At 58.9% G+C, this 19,759-nt stretch carries 20 protein-coding genes; 13 read left to right on the top strand and 7 right to left on the bottom strand.

Annotated features, from left to right (window positions below; genetic code table 11):
• Window positions 1-37: 37 nt before the first annotated feature.
• The 6 genes from I9185_RS09005 to I9185_RS08980 are packed head-to-tail and all read right to left on the bottom strand — an operon-like array spanning window position 38 to window position 5,454.
• On the bottom strand, window positions 38-325 hold the full coding sequence (locus I9185_RS09005) for a cytochrome C oxidase subunit IV family protein (protein ID WP_210092857.1): 288 nt from the start codon (window positions 323-325) through the stop codon (window positions 38-40).
• Window positions 326-329: 4 nt separating this feature from the next.
• Window positions 330-878: a cytochrome c oxidase subunit 3 gene (locus I9185_RS09000; RefSeq protein ID WP_171635908.1), complete on the bottom strand. Its 549-nt coding sequence runs from the start codon at window positions 876-878 to the stop codon at window positions 330-332.
• Entirely contained in the window at window positions 875-2,797 is a 1,923-nt protein-coding gene (locus I9185_RS08995) for a VWA domain-containing protein (RefSeq protein WP_210092856.1), read from the bottom strand. Before I9185_RS08995 ends, I9185_RS09000 begins: the two co-directional genes overlap by 4 nt.
• A gap of 8 nt (window positions 2,798-2,805) precedes the next feature.
• Window positions 2,806-3,621 carry a CbbQ/NirQ/NorQ/GpvN family protein gene (locus tag I9185_RS08990; RefSeq protein ID WP_171205193.1) on the bottom strand — a complete coding sequence of 272 codons (816 nt, stop codon included), beginning with the start codon at window positions 3,619-3,621 and terminating at the stop codon, window positions 2,806-2,808.
• Entirely contained in the window at window positions 3,621-4,988 is a 1,368-nt protein-coding gene (locus tag I9185_RS08985; protein ID WP_152460361.1) for a cbb3-type cytochrome c oxidase subunit I, read from the bottom strand. The genes I9185_RS08990 and I9185_RS08985 overlap by 1 nt, the downstream gene beginning before the upstream one ends.
• A 16-nt stretch (window positions 4,989-5,004) precedes the next feature.
• The gene (locus I9185_RS08980; protein ID WP_152460362.1) at window positions 5,005-5,454 is read right to left on the bottom strand and encodes a cytochrome c; all 450 of its coding nucleotides are present in this window, start codon (window positions 5,452-5,454) and stop codon (window positions 5,005-5,007) included.
• Between the two features lie 267 nt (window positions 5,455-5,721).
• On the opposite strand from I9185_RS08980, the gene I9185_RS20390 reads away from it, so the two are divergent.
• Window positions 5,722-6,834, top strand: a complete 1,113-nt coding sequence (locus I9185_RS20390; RefSeq protein ID WP_245223501.1) for a Hint domain-containing protein — start codon at window positions 5,722-5,724, stop codon at window positions 6,832-6,834.
• 18 nt (window positions 6,835-6,852) lie between these two features.
• Here I9185_RS20390 and I9185_RS08970 read toward each other — a convergent pair whose 3' ends face one another.
• Window positions 6,853-8,049 (bottom strand): NnrS family protein, encoded by a 1,197-nt coding sequence (locus I9185_RS08970; RefSeq protein ID WP_210092855.1) that lies wholly within the window; start codon window positions 8,047-8,049, stop codon window positions 6,853-6,855.
• A gap of 245 nt (window positions 8,050-8,294) precedes the next feature.
• On the opposite strand from I9185_RS08970, the gene I9185_RS08965 reads away from it, so the two are divergent.
• The 12 genes from I9185_RS08965 to I9185_RS08910 all read left to right on the top strand — a co-directional run bounded on the left by I9185_RS08965 (window position 8,295) and on the right by I9185_RS08910 (window position 19,699).
• Window positions 8,295-9,971, top strand: coding sequence for a cytochrome D1 domain-containing protein (locus I9185_RS08965; RefSeq protein ID WP_171635900.1), 1,677 nt, complete (start codon window positions 8,295-8,297; stop codon window positions 9,969-9,971).
• 124 nt (window positions 9,972-10,095) lie between these two features.
• Complete coding sequence (locus I9185_RS08960) at window positions 10,096-11,880, top strand: NapC/NirT family cytochrome c (protein WP_210092854.1); 1,785 nt, start codon at window positions 10,096-10,098, stop codon at window positions 11,878-11,880.
• 55 nt (window positions 11,881-11,935) lie between these two features.
• Entirely contained in the window at window positions 11,936-12,337 is a 402-nt protein-coding gene (locus tag I9185_RS08955; RefSeq protein WP_171635896.1) for a plastocyanin/azurin family copper-binding protein, read from the top strand.
• 198 nt (window positions 12,338-12,535) lie between these two features.
• Entirely contained in the window at window positions 12,536-13,297 is a 762-nt protein-coding gene (gene cobA / locus I9185_RS08950) for a uroporphyrinogen-III C-methyltransferase (RefSeq protein ID WP_210092853.1), read from the top strand.
• The gene (locus I9185_RS08945; protein ID WP_210092852.1) at window positions 13,290-13,673 is read left to right on the top strand and encodes a cytochrome c; all 384 of its coding nucleotides are present in this window, start codon (window positions 13,290-13,292) and stop codon (window positions 13,671-13,673) included. Before cobA ends, I9185_RS08945 begins: the two co-directional genes overlap by 8 nt.
• Complete coding sequence (locus I9185_RS08940) at window positions 13,670-14,815, top strand: cytochrome D1 domain-containing protein (RefSeq protein ID WP_210092851.1); 1,146 nt, start codon at window positions 13,670-13,672, stop codon at window positions 14,813-14,815. The genes I9185_RS08945 and I9185_RS08940 overlap by 4 nt, the downstream gene beginning before the upstream one ends.
• 3 nt (window positions 14,816-14,818) lie before the next feature.
• Complete coding sequence (locus I9185_RS08935) at window positions 14,819-15,808, top strand: AsnC family transcriptional regulator (RefSeq protein WP_210092850.1); 990 nt, start codon at window positions 14,819-14,821, stop codon at window positions 15,806-15,808.
• Window positions 15,805-16,254: an AsnC family transcriptional regulator gene (locus I9185_RS08930; RefSeq protein WP_210092849.1), complete on the top strand. Its 450-nt coding sequence runs from the start codon at window positions 15,805-15,807 to the stop codon at window positions 16,252-16,254. Before I9185_RS08935 ends, I9185_RS08930 begins: the two co-directional genes overlap by 4 nt.
• On the top strand, window positions 16,251-16,733 hold the full coding sequence (locus I9185_RS08925) for an AsnC family transcriptional regulator (protein ID WP_171635885.1): 483 nt from the start codon (window positions 16,251-16,253) through the stop codon (window positions 16,731-16,733). The genes I9185_RS08930 and I9185_RS08925 overlap by 4 nt, the downstream gene beginning before the upstream one ends.
• Window positions 16,734-16,736: 3 nt before the next feature.
• Entirely contained in the window at window positions 16,737-17,951 is a 1,215-nt protein-coding gene (gene nirJ, locus I9185_RS08920) for a heme d1 biosynthesis radical SAM protein NirJ (RefSeq protein WP_210092848.1), read from the top strand.
• Entirely contained in the window at window positions 17,926-19,479 is a 1,554-nt protein-coding gene (locus tag I9185_RS08915) for a nitrite reductase (RefSeq protein ID WP_171635881.1), read from the top strand. Before nirJ ends, I9185_RS08915 begins: the two co-directional genes overlap by 26 nt.
• Window positions 19,436-19,699 (top strand): hypothetical protein, encoded by a 264-nt coding sequence (locus I9185_RS08910; RefSeq protein ID WP_210092847.1) that lies wholly within the window; start codon window positions 19,436-19,438, stop codon window positions 19,697-19,699. Before I9185_RS08915 ends, I9185_RS08910 begins: the two co-directional genes overlap by 44 nt.
• Window positions 19,700-19,759: the final 60 nt, after the last annotated feature.

The following is a 19,759-nucleotide window of genomic DNA, read 5'->3' as shown; positions in this document are numbered from 1 at the left end:
TGACTTATGCCGCCTTTCGGGGCGGCATTTTTTTGCCTCAGACCAGATAGAGCGCAAAAATTACAACGGAAAATCCCGTCAACACCATGGTGAACCCACGCAGCCAGCTTTGGCTGTTCTCCAAATCCAGATAGTGTTTCAGGATCACGCGGGCCTTGATCAGCGCCAGCAACAGGATACCGCCAGCAATAATCGCGGTGGGCGCCTCAATCAGGGTCAGCAGCGCGGATCCCGCGCTGAGTGCCAAAAGCCCAAGCCAAGCCTGGGTCAGAGAGTTCGGCGACCTCTGACGTGAACTGTTCGTCAAAGATGAAGGTTGGGCCATCCGACTATCCCAGCAGATAGATCACTGGAAACAGCATGATCCAGACCAGGTCCACCATGTGCCAGAACTGCGCGCCCGCTTCGACGCTACTGGGGTCGTCGCGCCAAGCCACCAGCAACAGAATTCCAACCCCGGCGAGGACATGCGCGGCATGAAAGCCGGTCAGCATATAGTAGAACAGAAAGAATGGATGCGTTTCGTATCCTATCCCCTGAGACGCCTTGTCGGCGTATTCTGCACCCTTGATGATCAGGAACACGACACCCAGAAGCGCGGCAAAGATCAACGCCAAACGGGCCCGCAAACGTTGCATGCTCCGCCGCCAATGCAACGCCTGTGCGGCCAGATAACCGGATGTCACCAATACCGCCGTGTTCAAGGCCGCACCCGTGCGATGCAGATGCGACTGCGCCTCGGCAAAGCCCGCCGGATCGGTCAGACGTACCCCCATGAAGGCGATCATCCCCGCGCCAAAGACCAGCAGTTCCGAAATGATCAGAACCCACATCAGGAACTCGCCCGGCAGTTCGTCGATCAGAGGGGCATCACTCATGCGCCGACCAACTGGCGATAGATCTGCGGCAGGGCCATGGTCAGGCGATGCGGATCTGGAATGACGGCGAAACCGCCTTGCCCGAACATGCGCGGAAACCAGCTTTTGCCGGTTTTATCGATGGTAACGCCGAACACCGACTGTCCGGCCCGGCGCGCCTCGCGTATGGCCATGCAGGTATCTTCGATGCCGTGGCGCCCCTCGTAGTGATCCAGGTCGTTTGGCTTTCCGTCGGTAATGACCAGCAGCAATCGGCGCTTGCGGGACTGGCTGGCCAGATCTGCTGAACAGTGTCGGATTGCCGCGCCCAACCTTGTATAATGTCCGGGGCGCAGCGACGCGATGCGCTGTTCAACTTTGGTTCCCATCGGTTCGTCAAACCGTTTGCAACGCTGCACATAGACGCGCTGACGCTTGAGGGAGCTGAACGCATGAATGGCGAAATCGTCACCGCAAGCGTTCAGGCCCCAGGCCAAGGCCGCCAGCGCCTCGCGTTCGATATCGATCACGGCGCGGCCTGTGACCGCGCTTTCGGTGGATCGGCTGACATCCAGAAGGATCGACACCGCCAGATCGCGGGCCTCTGGGCGGGATTGCATCCAGACGCGTTCCGTCCCTTCACCATTTGCGCAGCGGTCAACCTGCGCCCGAACGGCGGCTTCCATATCCAGCTGGTCCCCGTCCAGATGGCCCCGGGTCATCACGCGCCCCGGGCGCAGTGCCTCGAATTGGCGCTTGACGGCACGAATGCGCCGCGCAGTGGCCGGATCCTTGCCGAACTCGGCAGCATCGTCGCGGATATCGGCATCCGAAAGCAGAACGTTCACATGATCCGGCAGGTATTGACCCGTCCGCACGTCCCATTCGGGATATAGAATACGGCCTGACAGGCGTTCGCGGTTGACGTCTTCGGGCGCCAGATCAAGGTGAAGCTTCAATCTGGTAGGCGGCGCCTTTGAGATCTGACCAAGACCGATCTCTTCCTGATCGTCAGCCGCCTTCTTGGCGTTGTCGGGATCGTCGTCATCGATGCGACGGTTGATATTCAGAAACTCGGCCCAACTGAGGATGGCTTCGAACTTGTGCAGAATGAAACTGTCGCTGCGCTCGGCCTGATCCGATTTGCGGCGCCGGGCACGGTGTGTCTTTTCGCCGGATTCCTCTGGCGGGCCTTCGGTATCGGGGTTTTCAACCTCGTTGTGTTCCGAGAACCCAACTGCGCGCAACTCCGGCCACAGGGGAACCGGGCGCAACGGCTGATAGCCGCGCGGGGCGATCAGGTCGTCGTCAAGTGCCAGAAGGTGCTCGGCCTGATCCGACAGGGGCTTGGGATCGCCCAGCATATGACGGATCAGTTCTTCGACCGCGGCCTCGGCAGGCGGCAGGCTGGGGATGTCGCGCTGATACAGCACACCCTTGCACAGCTCGGTATACAGCGGACGCAAGCCTGGCGCATCGTCCAGAGTCGCCTCGACCATATGCCGGGCGGCGATCAAGGCACGCAGGTCGGCACGCAGAGGATCTTCTTCGTCAATTCGGGTTCCGGCATGGGCCGCGGCGGCGGCCAACCAGACATAGAGCGCGCCGTTTGCCTCGCGCGCGGGGAATACTGCCAGACGGTCGGGCAGACGCAAAATCTCTCCGTCGAACGAGGCGCGCGGCATCAATTCCACTTCGGTTGCAAGTTTGCGGCGCCAACTCAGGCGGTGGCGCGAAACCTCGGGTGAGACCGGGCGCAATTCAACGCCCGGACTACCCCCAAGCCCCCGAAAGAGGACTGCCAGCCGCCCCGCGACCTCGGAAAGGTCGACCGCGGCTCCAACATGCACCTGGGGTGCATCGAGGCGGCTGGCAAGGGTGTGCCACAGTTTCCCGATGGTTTCTTCGGGTTCCCATGGCTCAAAGTCGATCCTGACCATCGCCGGCCTCACCCAAAGACGGCGGTGACAAGATCGAGGAGCCCGCGTTTGATATCCTCGTCATCGGTCAGAGGTTCGATCATGGCGGCAAGGATGGCGCGGTCGGTGGACATGCCCTGCGCGATCAGCGTCGCAGCATAGACGACCAGCCGGGTGGACACGCCTTCCTCGAGGTCCTGACCCTTGAGCCCGCGCAGCTTGCCCGCCAACCGCACCAGCGGCTTACAGCGTTCCAGCGGCAGGCCGCTTTCCTGCGCGACCACTTCGGCTTCCATCTGAGGCGAGGGAAAGTCGAACTCCAACGAGATGAACCGTTGGCGGGTCGAAGGTTTCAGGGTTTTCAGGATGTTCTGATAGCCGGGGTTGTAGGACGCCACCAGCATGAAACCGGGCGCGGCCTCAAGCTCTTCCCCGGTGCGGTCGATCGGCAGGATGCGCCGATCGTCGGTCAGCGGGTGCAGCACCACGGTCACGTCCTTGCGGGCCTCGACCACCTCGTCGAGATAGCAGATCGCACCTTCGCGCACCGCGCGGGTCAGGGGGCCATCGACCCAGACGGTTTCGCCGCCCTTCAGCAGATAGCGCCCGATCAGGTCGGCGGCAGCGAGATCGTCGTGGCAGGCCACTGTATAAAGCGGGCGGCCAAGCTTCGCGGCCATATGGGCCACAAACCGGGTCTTGCCGCAACCCGTCGGGCCTTTCAGCAGAACCGGCAGGTCGTTTTTGTAAGCGGCGGTGAAGACGTCGCACTCATCGCCTTGGGCCAGGTAGAAGGGGGCGTTTGCCGCCCCCTCTTTCAGGTTCATGGAGCCATCCATATCCATCACTCCGCAGGGGTTTCAGCCGCGCCGGGTTCGATGACCTCTTTGCGGGGAACCCAGATCGAATAGATGAACAGCAGCGCCCCGAGGACAACGACCAGACCAGAGCCAAGACGCATCCAGTAGAAGATCGCGATCTGGTCCTGTACGTCCATGAAGTAGTCTCCGACCACGCGCTGCATATGTGTCTGCACGGTGCCGCCGAAGGTCAACACGAAGGTCATGAAGACCATGCCGCTGGTCATCAGCCAGAACGAGCCCATGTTCAGAACCTGATTGTAGGGATCACGGTTCTTCAGGATCGGCATCGCATAGCTGAAGATCGCCAGGTTGAGGCAGACATAGGCGCCGTAGAAGGCCAGGTGACCGTGGGCTGCGGTGATCTGCGTGCCGTGGGTATAGTAGTTCACCCCGTGCAGCGTGTGCAGGAAGCCCCAGACACCGGCACCGAAGAACGCAAGCGTAGCACAGCCCAGCGACCACAGCAGCGCGGCCTTGTTGGGGTGGTCACGACGGCCTTTCCAGACCATGACGAAGGCAAAGGCCATCATCGCAAAGAACGGGATCACCTCGAGGCTCGAGAAGATCGAACCGATCCACTGCCAGTATGCAGGCGTACCGATCCAGTAATAGTGGTGACCTGTGCCAAGGATGCCCGAGAACAGCGCGGCGGCGACGATGACGTATAGCCATTTTTCGACTACCTCACGGTCCACACCGGTCAGCTTGAGCATCAGATAGGCCAGGATCGAGGCCATGATCAGTTCCCACACACCTTCGACCCACAGGTGGACGACATACCACCAGTATTGCTTGTCCAGCGACAGGTTGCCCGGGTTGTAGAAGGCGAACAGGAACAGCAGCGCCAGACCCCAAAGGCCCAGAAGCAGGATGTTGGTAATGGCTGTCTTCTTGCCTTTCAGAACGGTCATCGACACGTTGTAAAGGAAGATCAATGCAGCCACGACGATACCGGCCTTGACCCATTTGGGCTGTTCCAGGAACTCACGCCCTTCTTTGCCCAGCAGCCAGTTGCCTTCGAACAGGTTGAAGACATAGGTGACGACCACGCCCAATGTGCCGACAACAAGGATGATCAGTTGCAGATAGGCCAGCTTGGGCGAGTGGATCTCGCGCTCGGCTTCTTCCGGGATCAGGAAGTAGGCCGCGCCAAAGAAACCCAGGATCAGCCAGACGATCAGAGAGTTGGTGTGCAGCATCCGCACGATGTTGAACGGCAGAAGCTCACTCAGGAAATTGGGGAATACATAGATGAAACCGGCCAGAAGGCCGCCGATCACCTGTATCGCGAACAACGCCATGGCTACCGCAAAGTAGGCATAGGCGATTTTTTGGGATTCGTATTTCATTGTTTCGTTCCCTTTCTCAGCCTGCCTCGTTGGGCGGCCAGCCCTGCGCGTCGATGTTGTCCGTCCAGATCAGGAAGTTGGTCAGGTCACGGAGTTCTTCGTCGCTGAGGTTGAAATTGGGCATTTGCCGACGACCGGGAATGCCGGTCGGTTGTGCTTCCATCCAGCCCTTGAGGGATTCAAAGGCTGATTCCGGGTCGTCCAGCACGCCCCAGCGGGTCATCACGTTGCCGACTTCCGGAGCAAAGTAAGCCCCTTCACCCAGAATCGAATGACAGTTTACACACGCGTGTTTTTCCCAGACATGCTTGCCCCGGACCACACTGTCATCCAGCTTTGCGGCATTTTCGGAATTGACGATATACCAGTGGGAATGGGCCGAAAGGGCCAGAAAGATAAGAATGAAGAACAGTGACCCGCCATAAAAAATATTGCGGGCCATGCTCTTTGTCATGACGTCTCGCATTGCGCTCTCCTTTGCGCAGATTAGCTAGTGTCAGCAACATGACGGGCGGGACGCGGGAGTGCCTTAACGAAAGTCAAGACTTCTCAAGTATGCTCTGGAACGAGGTCAGATGCCTGACAAACAGCAAGAACCACGAAAAAGCCTGGGGTTCGCCTTGATATCTGAACCAATCGTGAGGAATGTCGCGTCGACATTTTAGTATGGCAGAGCTATCCAAGCGCTTGAGAGAACAAGTGTAAATTCCGCGTCAAAGAGTGATGGGTTAAAATGGCAAACTATTCCTATATCGGTTATACGCCCGGCGTAATCACGGTGAATACGATTGGGCCGGATACGGTTACATTGGATGTCAATTTTGATCCTGACACGGATCGTCGTTTGTTCAGCGTGACAGACGCAGCCGGTGGATTTATTCAAAACGGCGGCGGACCACCCATTGTCGATACTGGCGATGTTTTCAACGGTGACCGCTTCGACAACGAAGACGGCGATGATCTGACGCAGACCGGCACCATCACCACCCTTGATGGCTCGACCACCTTTCTTAGTGGCCCAATTTACCTGGAAGAATCCTATATTCTGTCCAAACCAGGCGGGGGTACGATTACAGTTTATCGTGTGGAAGTTGCCGGAACTTTGGGTGGTTACATAACCTCTGAACCCCTTGTGCCCGGCACGACATACTCGATGAACATCGTGAATGTTACGCCGACCAATGCTCCTGACACAACAGATCCGACTACTATCATTGACGTGCCGTGCTTCGTAGCCGGAACATTGATAATGACTCCAAAAGGTCCGAGGACTATCGAGGATTTGAAGGTGGGTAACGCGGTCGTCACCGCGGACAACGGACTGCAACACATACGCTGGATCGGCACGCGGCATCTGGACCAAGCAGCGCTTCGCGCCCGTCCCAGGCTGAAGCCCATCCGGATCCAAGCCGGTTCACTGGGTGATCACTTGCCCCAGCGTGATCTTTTCGTGTCACCGCAACACCGTATGCTGGTCCGGTCGCCGATTGCCGTCAGAATGTTCGACGCCGAAGAGGTTCTTGTTCCTGCTCACATTCTTGTCGGCGTGCCCGGCATTTCAATCGCTGATGACACTCGTGCTGTGACCTATGTCCATCTTTTGTTCGACCGTCACGAAATCATCTATGCGGAAGGCGCACCCTCCGAAAGCCTGCTTACCGGCGCGCAGGCCTTGTCCAGTGTTCACCCGGACGCACGGGCGGAAATTCTTGAATTGTTCCCTGATTTGGATCAGTGCAATTACGTTCCGCTGGCCGCACGACGGATACCGGAAAAAGGGAAACGCGCTCGTGCCTTGGTCCATCGTCATATCAAGAACGCGCGGCCGCTGATCGCTGAACGATAAGCGCCGCCCGAACAGACTTCAGGACTGTTGCACGGCGCGGGGGCCGGTCAGGGCAGGCCACATGGCAAACAGATACAGCCCCATTGCCGCGATCCAAAATCCATCCGCAGTCAGCATCGCCGTCATGTACCCTCCCGCCATGTCGGATCCCAGCCAACGCACAAGCGCTGCAACCGCCATCAAGCCATAGGCAATCGCCATGGGCTTTGGCGCGACAAGGGGGCGGCCGCTGTGGCCCAAGGCGGCGCGGCTCATTACGGCAAGGGTCATGCCGCCAACGCAACCAATGCCCAGAACGTGGAGCGCGCCGATCTCATTTCCCATCCCGATGGCAGCCAACCCCCAGAGAATCAGACCCAGCGCCAGCATCCCGAGACCCAGATGCAGCGCGATCAGGATCGGTTGACGCAAGGCCCAGCCTGTTCTCCAACGCGCCATGCGCATCAGTTGAACACTGCCCATCACCAAAGCAACGGCCCCCGCAACAGGCCCGACATCAAGTGCAAGCACAAGCAGGGGCAGCAACAGCGCCAGAATCATCGTCGCCCTGTCCAGCCTGGCCACGGATACCGGCCACGATGCTTCGGGTTGACCCGCTCTTTTCATGGCATTGCGTGTAAAAGCCGGCGTAATCCGGCCACCCAGTATCGCGATCATCGAACACAAGGTCAAAAGCCCGGCCCGAATGCCGGTGTTCAGCGTATCCACCGTGACCCCCATCCATTCCAAATGAACCATAACGTTCGAGGCCAACATCAGAACCAGAAGATACAGAAACACCATATTCTGGGGCTTTGGCCGACGAACCAGTTGGCTGGCAATCTTCAGCGCCAGAATGGGGACAAAGCTCAGGTCCACAACAGCGACGAACAAGGGTGGCAACACTCCGGAAAACCAGACCGCCAGACGCCCGGCCATCCAGATCAATGCGACAAGCGTGATAAAACGGGCCCGCGCCTCGGGCGCACCGGTCCAGTTCGGCACGGCGGTCAGAAAAAATCCCCCCAAGGCGGCCGTTGCATACCCAAAAATCATCTCATGCGCATGCCACATCACCGGGGGCATCGCATAGCTTTGGTCCATATAGGGCATCAGTCCGTCGAGCGACGCCAACCATACGCCCCACGCGACCCCTGCAAACATACCGTAAAGACCCGCCGAAAGAAAAAAGACCCGGAACCCTTCACTGAAAACACGCGCGATTACAGCTGTCATGCCTGCTCTCCATAGCTTTTTCCGCCGTTGAACAATGTGTAGTGCCCACAAGACCCGGCGCCCTTAACCAAAATCAAGACCGGGCTTAAACATGTGTGAAAAACACAAGTTTTATTGGGGGTTTTGATCCGTGTTTTCTGTCCAAAGTGCCTGGTCTGCGCCCTTCCCGTTGACTTTGGTCAAGGATGACATCCACGTGATGTTTCACTCTCGACACCGCCTCACCACGCATATGGAGAGTGATCATGTCACTTGGAATCAGCTACAACAAACCCGGCCGCGCCTTCGGGGTCGGATTGGCAATGTTGTTGGGCAGCGTCGCTGCTCCGACTTTCGCCGAAGAGCCAACTTTGAGCGAAGAAGCCTTTGAATCGTCTAAACAGCTCTATTTCGAACAATGCGCAGGCTGCCACGGCGTCTTGCGCAAAGGTGCCACGGGTAAAAACCTGGAACCGCATTGGAAAAAGACCGCAGCCGACGGCACAGTAACAGAAGGCGGCACCCTCCAACTGGGGCAGGAACGTCTTGAAAAGATTATCGCCTGGGGTACCGAAGGCGGCATGAACAACTTCTCGGACATCATGACCGAGCAGGAAATCAAGGATATGGCGACCTACATCATGATGGAGCCGCCAAAACCACCTGAAATGTCGCTGGAACAGATGATGGCGACGCGTAAGGTCTATGTCGAAGAAGAGGACTATCCGACCGAGCCGCTGCACGGCCGCAACTGGGAAAACTTCTTTGTCGTCATCGAACGTGACGTCGGCAAGGTGGCCGTGATCGACGGCGACACCAAAGAAGTGCTGACGCACATCCCCACCGGTTATGCAGTGCACGTTCTGAAAGCATCCGAGCACCACTCGCTGGAAGAGCCTGAACAGCCTGGCCGGTTCTGGTACACCATGGGTCGCGACGGCAAGATGACCAAGATCGACCTTTGGCAGACGCCGGACAAGATGTTGGTATCCGAAGTCAAGATTGCATATGACGCCCGTGACGTCGCCGTTTCCGGCGATGGTAAATACGTCATCGGTGGTGGCTACTGGCCGCCGCACTTTGCAATCGTTGATGCCCAGACCATGGAACCGGTCAAGGTCGTATCGACCCGCGGCGTGAACGTTGACGGCGAGTATGTGGAAGAAGCTCGGGTGGCTGCCATCTACACCACTCCGAACGAACCCACCTGGATCGTTGCAGTGAAAGAACTGGGACAGCTGTGGCAGGTCGATTATACCGATCTGGACAACCTGCGGATCGACAAGATCGACAGCGCCAAGTTCCTGCATGACGGGTTCTTTGACCCGACAGGCCGTTACTTCCAGATCGCCGCAAACGCGTCGAACAAGATGGTGGTGGTCGATACCGAAACCCACAAGCTTGAGGCGATGATCGACACAGCCGCGTTGCCGCACCCCGGTCCCGGCGCCAACTGGGTCGACCCGAACTGCGGTCCTGTCGCTGGTACAACCCACCTTGGCGTTGGCACCGTGACTGTCTGGGGGAACGATCCGGAAAACCGCCCGGATGATGCCTGGAAGATCTGCTACGAAGTGGAAACCGACGGCCCCGGCCTGTTTGTCCGCACCCACCCGAATTCGGACTACATCTGGGCTGACCAGACCAAGCACCCGGAGCCTGAGATTCAGCAATCTGTGCAGGTCATCTCGAAAGAGACCGGTGAGATCGTGAAAACCATCCAGATCACCGAAGACGAAGGCAGCGCCGCTGTTCACTTCGAATTCAACGCGGATGGCACCGAGGTCTGGGTCTCTAAGTGGAACCTGTCGGACTCGAAGGAACCCAACGGTCAGATCGTGATCTTCGACGCGAAGACGCTGGAAGAAATCGGTCGGATTGAGGGGCTTTACGCCCCGACCGGCAAGTTCAACGTCTACAACCGGTCGAACCACGTCACCTGACGAGGTCAGGACGACTACAGGAAAGGGCGGGCCCCTCGCCCGCCCTTTCCTTGTTTGAGTCATCAGCCAAACTCACCGGCCTGCCACCAAGGGCCAGACAATACAGCCAAAACGGAGCCCGGATATGACCTCCGAACCGGAAAAGAAAAAACCGATCTGGCGCCGGTATTTCCTATGGGGAATGCCTGTGGCCGGTATCGCCGGGGCCTTTGCCGCCGGCATCATCTTCTGGGGCGGGTTCAACACCGCAATGGAAGCCACAAACACCAAGGAATTCTGTATCTCATGTCACGAGATGCGAGATTTTGTTTACGAAGAATACACCGGCACGATCCATGACGTGAACCGGTCGGGCGTGGGGGCTGTCTGTTCCGACTGCCACGTGCCCAAAGACTGGACCCATAAGATGATCCGTAAGATCAAGGCGTCCAAAGAGCTGTATGGCAAGATGGTCGGTACCATCAACACCCGTGAAAAGTTCGAGGCCAAACGTGTACATCTGGCCATGAACGAATGGGAGCGGATGAAGGCCACAGACTCGCGCGAATGCCGCAACTGTCACGATTTCGAATCGATGATGCCCGAATTCCAGAAACCACGCGCCCGTCAGCAGCACCTCAATGCGATGACTGTCGGACAGACCTGTATCGACTGCCACAAGGGGATTGCACACTCGGATGCACGCGACCGGGCGGACGAAGAGTATCTGGAAAAGCTTGAAGCACCGAACCCGGACTTCATCCGGCCCATCCCTCCGGAATATCTGGCCAGTCTCGAAAAGATCGAAGCCAAAGAGGCCGCTGAAGCAGAAGCAGAAAAAGCCGCCAAAAAGGCTCAGCAAGAGGCCGTTCAAGCCCAGATCGCAGCGGCTGTTGACGCTGCTTTAGAGGAAGAACGCGCAAAAACCTCCGGTGAAGACGCCGCGGCGCCCTCTGGCGGAGCAAGCGACGTTGGGTCCAACATCGACTGGAACGCAGTGGCCGCGGCGGATCTGAAACTCTTCTACCCTGGTCAGGCCTCGTTTGAATGGGTCCAGAATGGCAAGTTCCATGGTGGCGCGCGCCCCCTGACCAAAGGCGGGGATCAGTGCACCACCTGTCACGCCAAGGAACTGGACACCATCGGCAACAAGATCGTTGCGGGTGGAGATCTTGAGCCAACCCCGATTCCGGGCAAACGCGGTGTCATCGACGCAACCGTTCAGGCGGCGCATGACGACGAAAACCTGTACATTCGCCTGCAATGGCCGGACGCGGGTCACAACCCTGCCCCGTTCGTCGATGGCGGCAAGATGGACCCGGACAACCAGATCAAGGTTGCCATGATGATTACCGGCACTGGTATCGAGCTTGGCGATCAGGTGGGATGCTGGGCTTCGTGCCACGCCGACAACACCTATATGCCTTTTGCGCCCGAAGCGGATGCGATCGCCGCCAATGCGGATGTTACCGGTCGCCTCAATGCCACGGACACCGTTACCAAGTACATCAGCGAAAGCCGCACGGATGTTGAGATCAAAGGTCGCCGCGGCAAGGCCCTGGGGGGCTGGGACAAGCTGAAGGCCGAGGAACAGATCGAGCAGTATCTGGCCGACGGCACCTATCTTGACCTGATGCGTGTCTACGCCGACGGAAGCGCCACCAATGGCTATCTGTTGGAGCAGCGCGTGGTCAATGATGGTGAAATCGCCGCATCGGCCGAACTGTCCGGTGGCATGTGGACCGTGGTGTTTACACGCCCCCTGAATTCGGGCGCGCCCGGTGATGTGCCATTGGAGGCGGGCAAAACCTATACCGTTGGCTTTGCCATCCACGACGATTTTACCGCCGCACGGTTCCACCACGTGACGCTGAATACCAGCCTGGCGCTGGATGATGACAGCGCGTTCATCAAAGTAGTCAAACAATGACGGATCGGGGCCGGGTAATCCGGCCCCGGCCACTTTTGGAAAGGAGACATGGACCATGAAACCCCTTCGCCTTCTTCCCGCGCTGCTGCTTCTGGCCGCGCCCGCCTGGGCGGACGAAACCGCGGAAATCTGTGCCGAGGCCGAAGAGCGCTATGTCGAGTTGTTCGGTCAGCCTTCGTCGGCCGTCGAAGACGCCGAAGTGGTGCTGATGTACAAATACAATTTTTGCCCATCCGAATTGACGGTGAAGGCAGGCACAACTGTCCGATGGGTGAATGTCGACAAACGCACCAGCCATTCCGTTCTGTTGAAGGATGGCAGCCAACCTGAAAGTGATCGCCTGTTCCCCGAGGAATCGGTTGAACTGACCTTTCTCACGCCCGGCCCACAGGACTATCTGTGCGGCCCGCATTGGGAGACACAGAACATGATCGGAATGATCACCGTCGAACCCTGAAACAAGGCACAATACAGGCAAGATGAAGGAGCGCGGGCGCAAATCCCGCGCTCCTTAACTTATGTCAAGGAGGTTGGTTTTCGATTGGGCCAATCTTCCCCCATGACACGCCCGGCCCACCCAGCAACGTCTTGCAAACGCAGCGGATCTGCATGGGATACCGGGTCTCGAAGACTTTCAGACCAAGCGAGTTTGCACATGAGCGGTAAGGTTTTTCTGATTGGCGCAGGCCCCGGCGACCCCGAGCTGATGACCCTGCGCGCACTGCGGATGCTGCAAGAAGCGGATGTCGTGGTTTATGACCGGCTGGTGTCCGCCGACATTCTGAACTTGCACGCGGAAGGCGCCCGGCTGATCCCTGTCGGCAAGGCCCCCAAATGCCACACCGTTCCGCAGGACCGCATCAACGAAATACTGCTTGAAGAAGCCGGCGCAGGTCACACGGTTGCCCGGCTGAAAGGCGGCGACCCCATGATCTTTGGTCGCGGCTCGGAAGAGGCTGCCTATCTGATGGCCCGCGGTGTCGCTGTCGAATACGCACCGGGCATCACGGCAGCCCAGGGGGCGTCTTGTTCGACGGGTGTGCCGCTGACCCATCGCGGGCTGGCGACTTCGGTTCAATATGTCACCGGGCATCGGCAGGCCGACAAAGTACTGGATCTGGACTGGAAACGTCTTGCCGATCCGGACTCGACACTGGTGGTCTATATGGGCGTCGCCAATATCGGTCAGATCGCCATGGGGTTGATGACCGAAAACCTGCCGGGCTCGACGCCGGTTCTGGCGGTGGGCAAGGCCACGACACCTGATGAGCGTCGTCTTGTGTCACGGCTTGACCAGCTGGCCACGGATGTTCGCGCGGCCGACCTGAAGGCGCCGACGCTGTTTATCATTGGCAAGGTGGTTTCGCTTTATGCCGAACGGCCTGTGGCCGAGCTTCTGGAACAGGCCCATGGCTAAGCTGGGAAGACGAGATCAGGGGATTGTCCAAACATGCACCGACAGATCGCCGGGGCGCTCGGGGTGGGCGGCGCGAACCTGTCTGACCATTGCCGTTCTGGCCGCGACCTCTGCTTTCGCGGCGGATGTCATCGATCCCGATACCCTGAAAAGACTTGTGCATCAGGATTGCGGTTCCTGTCACGGCCTGTCCCTGAAAGGCGGTCTTGGTCCCGATCTGCGCAGTGTGACACTTGAACATTACGACGCGGATGTTTTGACCAGCGTCATCCTTGACGGCATCCCCGACACCGCGATGCCCCCATGGCGGCCCCTGATCAGTGAAGAAGAGGCCGAATGGATCGCCCGTTACCTGCTGGAACAGGAGGCACAATGAAACATTTCATTCTTGGCCTTGCAGCCACATTGATGATCACCACAGCGCAGGCTGAACCGACCGCGACAGGTGACCTTGGTCTGGTCATCGAACGCGCCAAGGGCTCGGTGCTTCTTGTGGATCAATCCGACCGTGCAGCTCTGGCCCGGATCGAGGGATTGGGTGATCTGTCGCATGCGTCTTTGGTCTATTCGCCTGATGAACGGTTTGCCTATGTGTTTGGCCGCGACGGCGGGCTGACCAAGATCGACATCGTGACCCGCCAGATCGTGAACCGCGTCGTGCAGGCCGGCAACGCCATCGGCGGGGCGATTTCGGACGATGGCAAGCTTGTGGCCGTGTCGAATTACGAACCCGGCGGCGTGCGTGTATTTAATGCGGACAGGCTTGAGATGGTCGCTGACATCCCGACCGACAGCAAAACCATCGGCCTGGTCGATGCGCCGGGTCGGCGGTTCGTTTTCACGATGTGGGACACTGGGGAAACCTGGATTGCCGATTTCGCAAAAGGCACACCAGAGATCACCAAGATCCCAGACATGGGCAAGAATCCCTATGACGCGCTGATCACTGCCAATGGCCGCACCTATATCACCGGTCTGTTTGGCGAGGACGGCCTGACCGCGCTGGATCTGTGGGCCGAAACACCCGAACCGATCCGGGTTCTTCCCGATTACGGGCGTGGTCAGGAAGAAATGCCGGTCTACAAGATGCCTCATCTGGAAGGCTGGGCGCTGACGGGCCGAGAGTTCGTTTTGCCCGCTGTCGGCCATCACGAGGTTCTGTGGATCGACGCCGACACTCTGACCGAAACGGGACGGACCAAAACCCACGGGCAACCGGTCTTTGCCATGGCCCGCCCCGATGGACGGCAGGTCTGGGTGAATTTCGCCCACCCGCTGAATGACACTATTCAGGTGATCGACAGTGTCAGCAAACAGATCATCCACGAATTCAAGCCCGGCCCCGCAGTCTTGCACATGGAGTTCACGCCGCGCGGGCATGAAGTCTGGATCAGCGTGCGCGACGCCAACAAGGTCATGGTCTACGACACGCACAGTTTTGAAAAACTGCGCGAGATCGACGCCGACAGCCCGTCTGGCATCTTCTTCACCGCCCGTGCGCACAGAACGGGGCTGTAAACGATGCGACATATCACGGACCCGATCGACCGTCGCCTGCTGGACGAATTTCAGCGCGACTTCCCGATCACCGAGAGACCGTTCCAGATGCTGGGTAACGCACTCGGGCTGGACGAAGCAGAAGTCATTCATCGCTTGTCCCGGATGCGCGCCACGGGCCGTATTACACGGGTTGGCGCCACCATCACACCCGGCGCGGTGACGGCCAGCACCCTGGCTGCCGTGGCGGCTCCGGAAGATCGGTTGGAGGAGGTTGCCGCCCTGATCGATGCCGAACCCGGCGTGAATCACAATTATCAACGCGAAGACGCGTGGAACCTGTGGTTTGTTGCGACCGGACCGGACCGCACGCATGTCAACGATACCCTTGCGCGGATCAGTCGATCCACCGGATTGCAGGTGCTGGACCTGCGGCTGGTACGCCCTTTCAACGTGGATCTTGGTTTTCGCATGACTGGCGGAGTCAAAAACGTACCCACGGCACGAAAGGTCGATGCATCCGTCATGCGCGAGGGCGATCGCTGCCTGCTACAGTCTCTGAGTTCCGGGCTGTCTTTATTCTCAGAACCCTATGCCGCTCTGGCTCGTTCGCTGAAACGGGATGTGACCGACGTGATGGAGCGGGTCGAAGCCCTGCATGCCGCCGGAATAATCTCGCGACTCGGCGTCATTGTGCGTCACCGGGCGCTTGGCTGGTCGGCCAATGCGATGGTGGTCTGGGACCTGCCGGCAGAACAGATTGAAACCGCCGGTCCGGCTTTGGCCGCCTTCCCGGGGGTGACCCTGTGTTATGAGCGTAATCCGGTTCCCGATGTCTGGCCATATCGCCTGTATTCCATGATCCACGCCCGTACACGCAATGAGGCTTTGGATGTTCTGGCGGGTGCGATTGCATTGCCCGAATTGGCCGGAGCACGGAACAAGGTCCTGTTCTCAACCCGCTGTTTCAAACAGACCGGCGCGCTGATTCAGGCAAAGGAGGTCGCCGCATGACGCTGGACCAAACGGATCGAGCGATCCTGAATCGTATGCAAGAGGATCTGCCGCTTACTTCGCGCCCTTACGCAACCGTCGCCGCAGAGCTTGGCCTGTCCGAGGCGGAATTGCTGTCGCGTCTGAGCCGCATGAAAAATGACCGCGTCATCACGCGCTTCGGTCCATTTTTTGACGCCGCGGCCATGGGTGGGGCTTTCTGCCTTTGCGCAATGGCCGTTCCAGACGAAGAATTCGAAACCGTCCTGACCAAAGTCAATGCACATCCCGAGGTGGCACATAATTATGAACGCACGCATCGGCTGAACATGTGGTTCGTGCTGGCCACCGAAACGCCCGAGGGGATCGAGGCCACCGCCGATGCCATCGAACGGGAAACGGGGATCCGTGTTCTCCGTTTCCCCAAACTTCAGGAATTTTTCATCGGCTTCCGGGTGGCGGCATGATCGACGCAACAGACAGACAGATTATCGAATTGCTCCAGGGAGGACTGCCCTTGGTGGCCGCGCCCTATGCGCAGGTCGCTGCCGATCTGGGCCTGAGCGAGGCCACCCTGCTGGACCGGCTGGCCGCGCTGAAGGCGCGCGGGGTGATCCGACGGATCGCGGCAGCCCCCAACCATTACAAGCTGGGCATGACGTCGAACGGCATGACCGTCTGGGACGTGCAAGATGACCTGATCACCGAACTGGGCGCTCATATCGGGGCACTGCCTTTCGTCACCCATTGCTATGAACGGCCCCGCGCCCTGCCCGACTGGCCCTACAACCTGTTCGCAATGGTCCACGGCAGCTCGCGCGATGAGGTCGAAGACAAACGCGGCCAGATTGCCGCGATACTGGGATCGGCCTGCTGCGGCAGCGACATCCTCTATTCCACGCGCATTCTGAAAAAGACCGGGCTGCGCCTGAAACAGAAAGGCTGAGACATGTTCCGCCTGACCGAATACATGCACCAGCTGGTCAATCCGACACCGGTGCGCAAACGCCGCCCCGGCCCGGTAAAGCCGGTTGTGATCTGGAATCTGACGCGGCGCTGTAACCTGAAGTGCCGCCATTGCTACACCGTCTCGGCGGATGTCGCGTTCCCGGGTGAGCTCAGCCATGAGCAAGCCATGGTAACCCTTGAGGATCTGGGCCAATTTCGCGTCCCGGCCCTGATCCTCTCGGGTGGGGAACCGCTGGACCGGTTCGATTTCTTCGACATCGCAAATCGCGCACGCGATTTGGTGCCAATGCTGGCACTGTCCACCAACGGGACACGGATTTACGACGAAACCGCCGACATGATTGCTGACGTGGGCTTCAACTATGTCGGCATCTCGCTGGACGGGATTGGGGCCACGAATGACTGGTTCCGTGGTGTCGAAGGGGCTTTTGCCGACGCGCTGCGCGGTGTGCGTGAATGCAAGAAACGCGGCATCAAGGTTGGCCTGCGGTTTTGTCTGACCGAAGGCACACAGCATCATTTGCCGGACTTGCTGAAACTCTGTGATGATGAAGGCGTCGACAAATTCTACTTGTCTCACCTTGTCTATGCCGGACGCGGTGACAAGAACCGGGGTGAAGACGCCGAACATCAGCGCACACGCAAAGGTCTGGATTTATTGCTGGAGCGCGCATGGGAAGCCGCTTCGGGTGGCCGCCCGTTGGATATCGTGACAGGAAACAACGACGCTGATGCGGGATATTTCCTGAACTGGATTCGCGCGCATTTCGACGCCGAAAAAGCTGCACATGTGCGCGAGCATCTGGCCGCATGGGGCGGAAACTCCAGCGGTTTGGGAGTCGCCAATATCGACAATCTCGGCCGGGTCCACCCGGACACTTACTGGTCTGACTACACGGTGGGCAACGTAAAGACCAAATCGTTTTCCGAACTCTGGACCGGCGATGATCCGATGCTTGCCATGCTCCGCACCCGCCCACGCCCGCTGAAGGGGCGCTGCGGAGCCTGCGAACTCAAGGACGTGTGCGGCGGCAATACCCGCATCCGCGCCCTGCAATTGACCGGTGATCCGTGGGCCGAGGATCCGGCCTGTTACCTGTCCAACCAGGAAATCGGTGTGGATGACGCAGGGGAACGCCTTCAGGTCACACCGTTTCGGGGGAAAAGCCATGATCCGGCGCATCAGTTCTTTTAAGACACTCACATTCGGTACGTTGTGCTCGGTGTTGCTGGCGGGCACCGCCTGGGCGGATGCCCAATCGGATTACGCCGAACATTGCGCCTCATGCCACGGCGAGAACCGTCTGGGCGGGGTTGGCCCCGCGCTGATCCCTGAAACGCTCAAACGCATGCGGGGTCCCCGGGTCGCTGCGGTAATCGCGGAAGGGCGCGCGGCGACACAAATGCCGGCCTTCTCGCACGAGCTGGATGCTCTGCAAATCGAAGAGCTGGCCGGTTGGTTGAAGTCGCCGTTGGAATCCGACCCCGAATGGGGCGAGGCCCAGATATTGGCCAGCCGGACGCTGGACGAGGAATATGTGCCGGTGGATGCGCCCGTCTGGGACAGCGACCCGATGAACATCACCTTGGTTGTGGAAACCGGCGATCACCATGTCAGCGTTCTGGACGGCGACACGTTCGAGGTTTTGGACCGGTTCGAAACCCCCTTCGCCGTGCATGGCGGCCCCAAGTTCAGCCCGGATGGGCGGTATGTTTTCATCATGTCGCGCGATGGCTGGGTCCAGAAGTACGACATTTGGGCGCTGAAACAGGTGGGCCGCGTGCGTGCCGGCCTGAACAGCCGCAACATCGCCATGTCGGGCGATGGCAAATGGGTGGCCGTGGCGAACTACCTGCCCAACAGCCTGACGGTGTTGTCCACCGAAGACCTTTCCGTCGCAAAGGTCATCGAGGTCAAAAGCAAGAAGGGCCTGCCCAGCCGCGTCTCTGCGGTCTACCAGGCCCCTCCGCGGGAAAGCTTTGTTCTGGCGCTGAAGGATGTGCCCGAGATTTGGGAAGTGTTCTACGGCGCCAATCCCCCGCAATCCGGGCTTGGTCATGATTTCCGCATCGAAGGCCAGTTCAAGAACCCTGATCCATTCCCTGTGCGCAAGATCACCACAGCTGACTATCTGGACGATTTCTTTTTCGACCAGAGTTATGAATATGTCATGGGGGCGTCCCGCGATGGCAAGGGCGGGCAAGTGATTGATCTGGTGATCGGGCACAAGGTGGCCGATCTGGATTTGCCCGGAATGCCGCATCTGGGCTCGGGGATCACATGGAAACACGGCGATACGACCGTGATGGCCACGCCGCACCTGACAGACGGCGCCGTGTCGGTGATCGACATGGAAAGCTGGGAAACCGTCAAACGGATCAAGACCGAAGGCCCTGGGTTTTTCATGCGCAGCCATGAGAATTCGCCTTATGTCTGGGCCGATGTTTTCTTTGGCCCCAACAAGGACGCGATGCACGTCATCGACAAGCAAAGCCTTGAAATCGTAAAGACCCTGCGCCCTGCACCGGGCAAGACCGTAGCCCATGTCGAGTTCACAAGAGATGGCAGCCACGCGCTGGTTTCGATCTGGGAAGATGACGGCGCGGTGATCGTCTATGACGCGCAGACGCTGGAGGAAATCCGCCGCCTGCCGATGCGCAAACCTTCGGGGAAATACAATGTCTGGAACAAGATCACCTTCTCGGAAGGAACCAGCCACTGAGGGGAAATGGCCAGTTTGGAAACTGGCCATTCTGCTTTATCCGGCCACGGCGTTGACCGTGGCCATCAACCTGTTTTTGCTCGGGCTTATCCTGCACAGCTTCGGGTTCGGCGCAATCGAACCGGTGCCGGCGATCCTCTGGTCGATTCCGCTGGGCATTCCTGCGGCATGGCTGGCCGGTCGGTGGCTGCGCGGATTGATGGACGAGGCCGACGGGTAGGTGCAAATTTTCAGACACCTGACCTAAGTCAAGTCTTCGCCTGGAAGAATCCCCTAAGTT

Origin of the sequence: Ruegeria sp. HKCCSP346, assembly GCF_017872595.1 — a bacterium.
Lineage (GTDB): Bacteria > Pseudomonadota > Alphaproteobacteria > Rhodobacterales > Rhodobacteraceae > Ruegeria.
This window is presented reverse-complemented; position numbering and strand designations above follow the sequence as displayed.

What these genes read in the sequence shown, in the direction of transcription:
- I9185_RS09005 (WP_210092857.1), bottom strand. Translation starts at nt 325, where the DNA reads ATGGCCCAACCTTCATCTTTGACGAACAGTTCACGTCAGAGGTCGCCG.
- I9185_RS09000 (WP_171635908.1), bottom strand. Translation starts at nt 878, where the DNA reads ATGAGTGATGCCCCTCTGATCGACGAACTGCCGGGCGAGTTCCTGATG.
- I9185_RS08995 (WP_210092856.1), bottom strand. Translation starts at nt 2,797, where the DNA reads ATGGTCAGGATCGACTTTGAGCCATGGGAACCCGAAGAAACCATCGGG.
- I9185_RS08990 (WP_171205193.1), bottom strand. Translation starts at nt 3,621, where the DNA reads ATGGATATGGATGGCTCCATGAACCTGAAAGAGGGGGCGGCAAACGCC.
- I9185_RS08985 (WP_152460361.1), bottom strand. Translation starts at nt 4,988, where the DNA reads ATGAAATACGAATCCCAAAAAATCGCCTATGCCTACTTTGCGGTAGCC.
- I9185_RS08980 (WP_152460362.1), bottom strand. Translation starts at nt 5,454, where the DNA reads ATGCGAGACGTCATGACAAAGAGCATGGCCCGCAATATTTTTTATGGC.
- I9185_RS20390 (WP_245223501.1), top strand. Translation starts at nt 5,722, where the DNA reads ATGGCAAACTATTCCTATATCGGTTATACGCCCGGCGTAATCACGGTG.
- I9185_RS08970 (WP_210092855.1), bottom strand. Translation starts at nt 8,049, where the DNA reads ATGACAGCTGTAATCGCGCGTGTTTTCAGTGAAGGGTTCCGGGTCTTT.
- I9185_RS08965 (WP_171635900.1), top strand. Translation starts at nt 8,295, where the DNA reads ATGTCACTTGGAATCAGCTACAACAAACCCGGCCGCGCCTTCGGGGTC.
- I9185_RS08960 (WP_210092854.1), top strand. Translation starts at nt 10,096, where the DNA reads ATGACCTCCGAACCGGAAAAGAAAAAACCGATCTGGCGCCGGTATTTC.
- I9185_RS08955 (WP_171635896.1), top strand. Translation starts at nt 11,936, where the DNA reads ATGAAACCCCTTCGCCTTCTTCCCGCGCTGCTGCTTCTGGCCGCGCCC.
- cobA (WP_210092853.1), top strand. Translation starts at nt 12,536, where the DNA reads ATGAGCGGTAAGGTTTTTCTGATTGGCGCAGGCCCCGGCGACCCCGAG.
- I9185_RS08945 (WP_210092852.1), top strand. Translation starts at nt 13,290, where the DNA reads ATGGCTAAGCTGGGAAGACGAGATCAGGGGATTGTCCAAACATGCACC.
- I9185_RS08940 (WP_210092851.1), top strand. Translation starts at nt 13,670, where the DNA reads ATGAAACATTTCATTCTTGGCCTTGCAGCCACATTGATGATCACCACA.
- I9185_RS08935 (WP_210092850.1), top strand. Translation starts at nt 14,819, where the DNA reads ATGCGACATATCACGGACCCGATCGACCGTCGCCTGCTGGACGAATTT.
- I9185_RS08930 (WP_210092849.1), top strand. Translation starts at nt 15,805, where the DNA reads ATGACGCTGGACCAAACGGATCGAGCGATCCTGAATCGTATGCAAGAG.
- I9185_RS08925 (WP_171635885.1), top strand. Translation starts at nt 16,251, where the DNA reads ATGATCGACGCAACAGACAGACAGATTATCGAATTGCTCCAGGGAGGA.
- nirJ (WP_210092848.1), top strand. Translation starts at nt 16,737, where the DNA reads ATGTTCCGCCTGACCGAATACATGCACCAGCTGGTCAATCCGACACCG.
- I9185_RS08915 (WP_171635881.1), top strand. Translation starts at nt 17,926, where the DNA reads ATGATCCGGCGCATCAGTTCTTTTAAGACACTCACATTCGGTACGTTG.
- I9185_RS08910 (WP_210092847.1), top strand. Translation starts at nt 19,436, where the DNA reads ATGTCTGGAACAAGATCACCTTCTCGGAAGGAACCAGCCACTGAGGGG.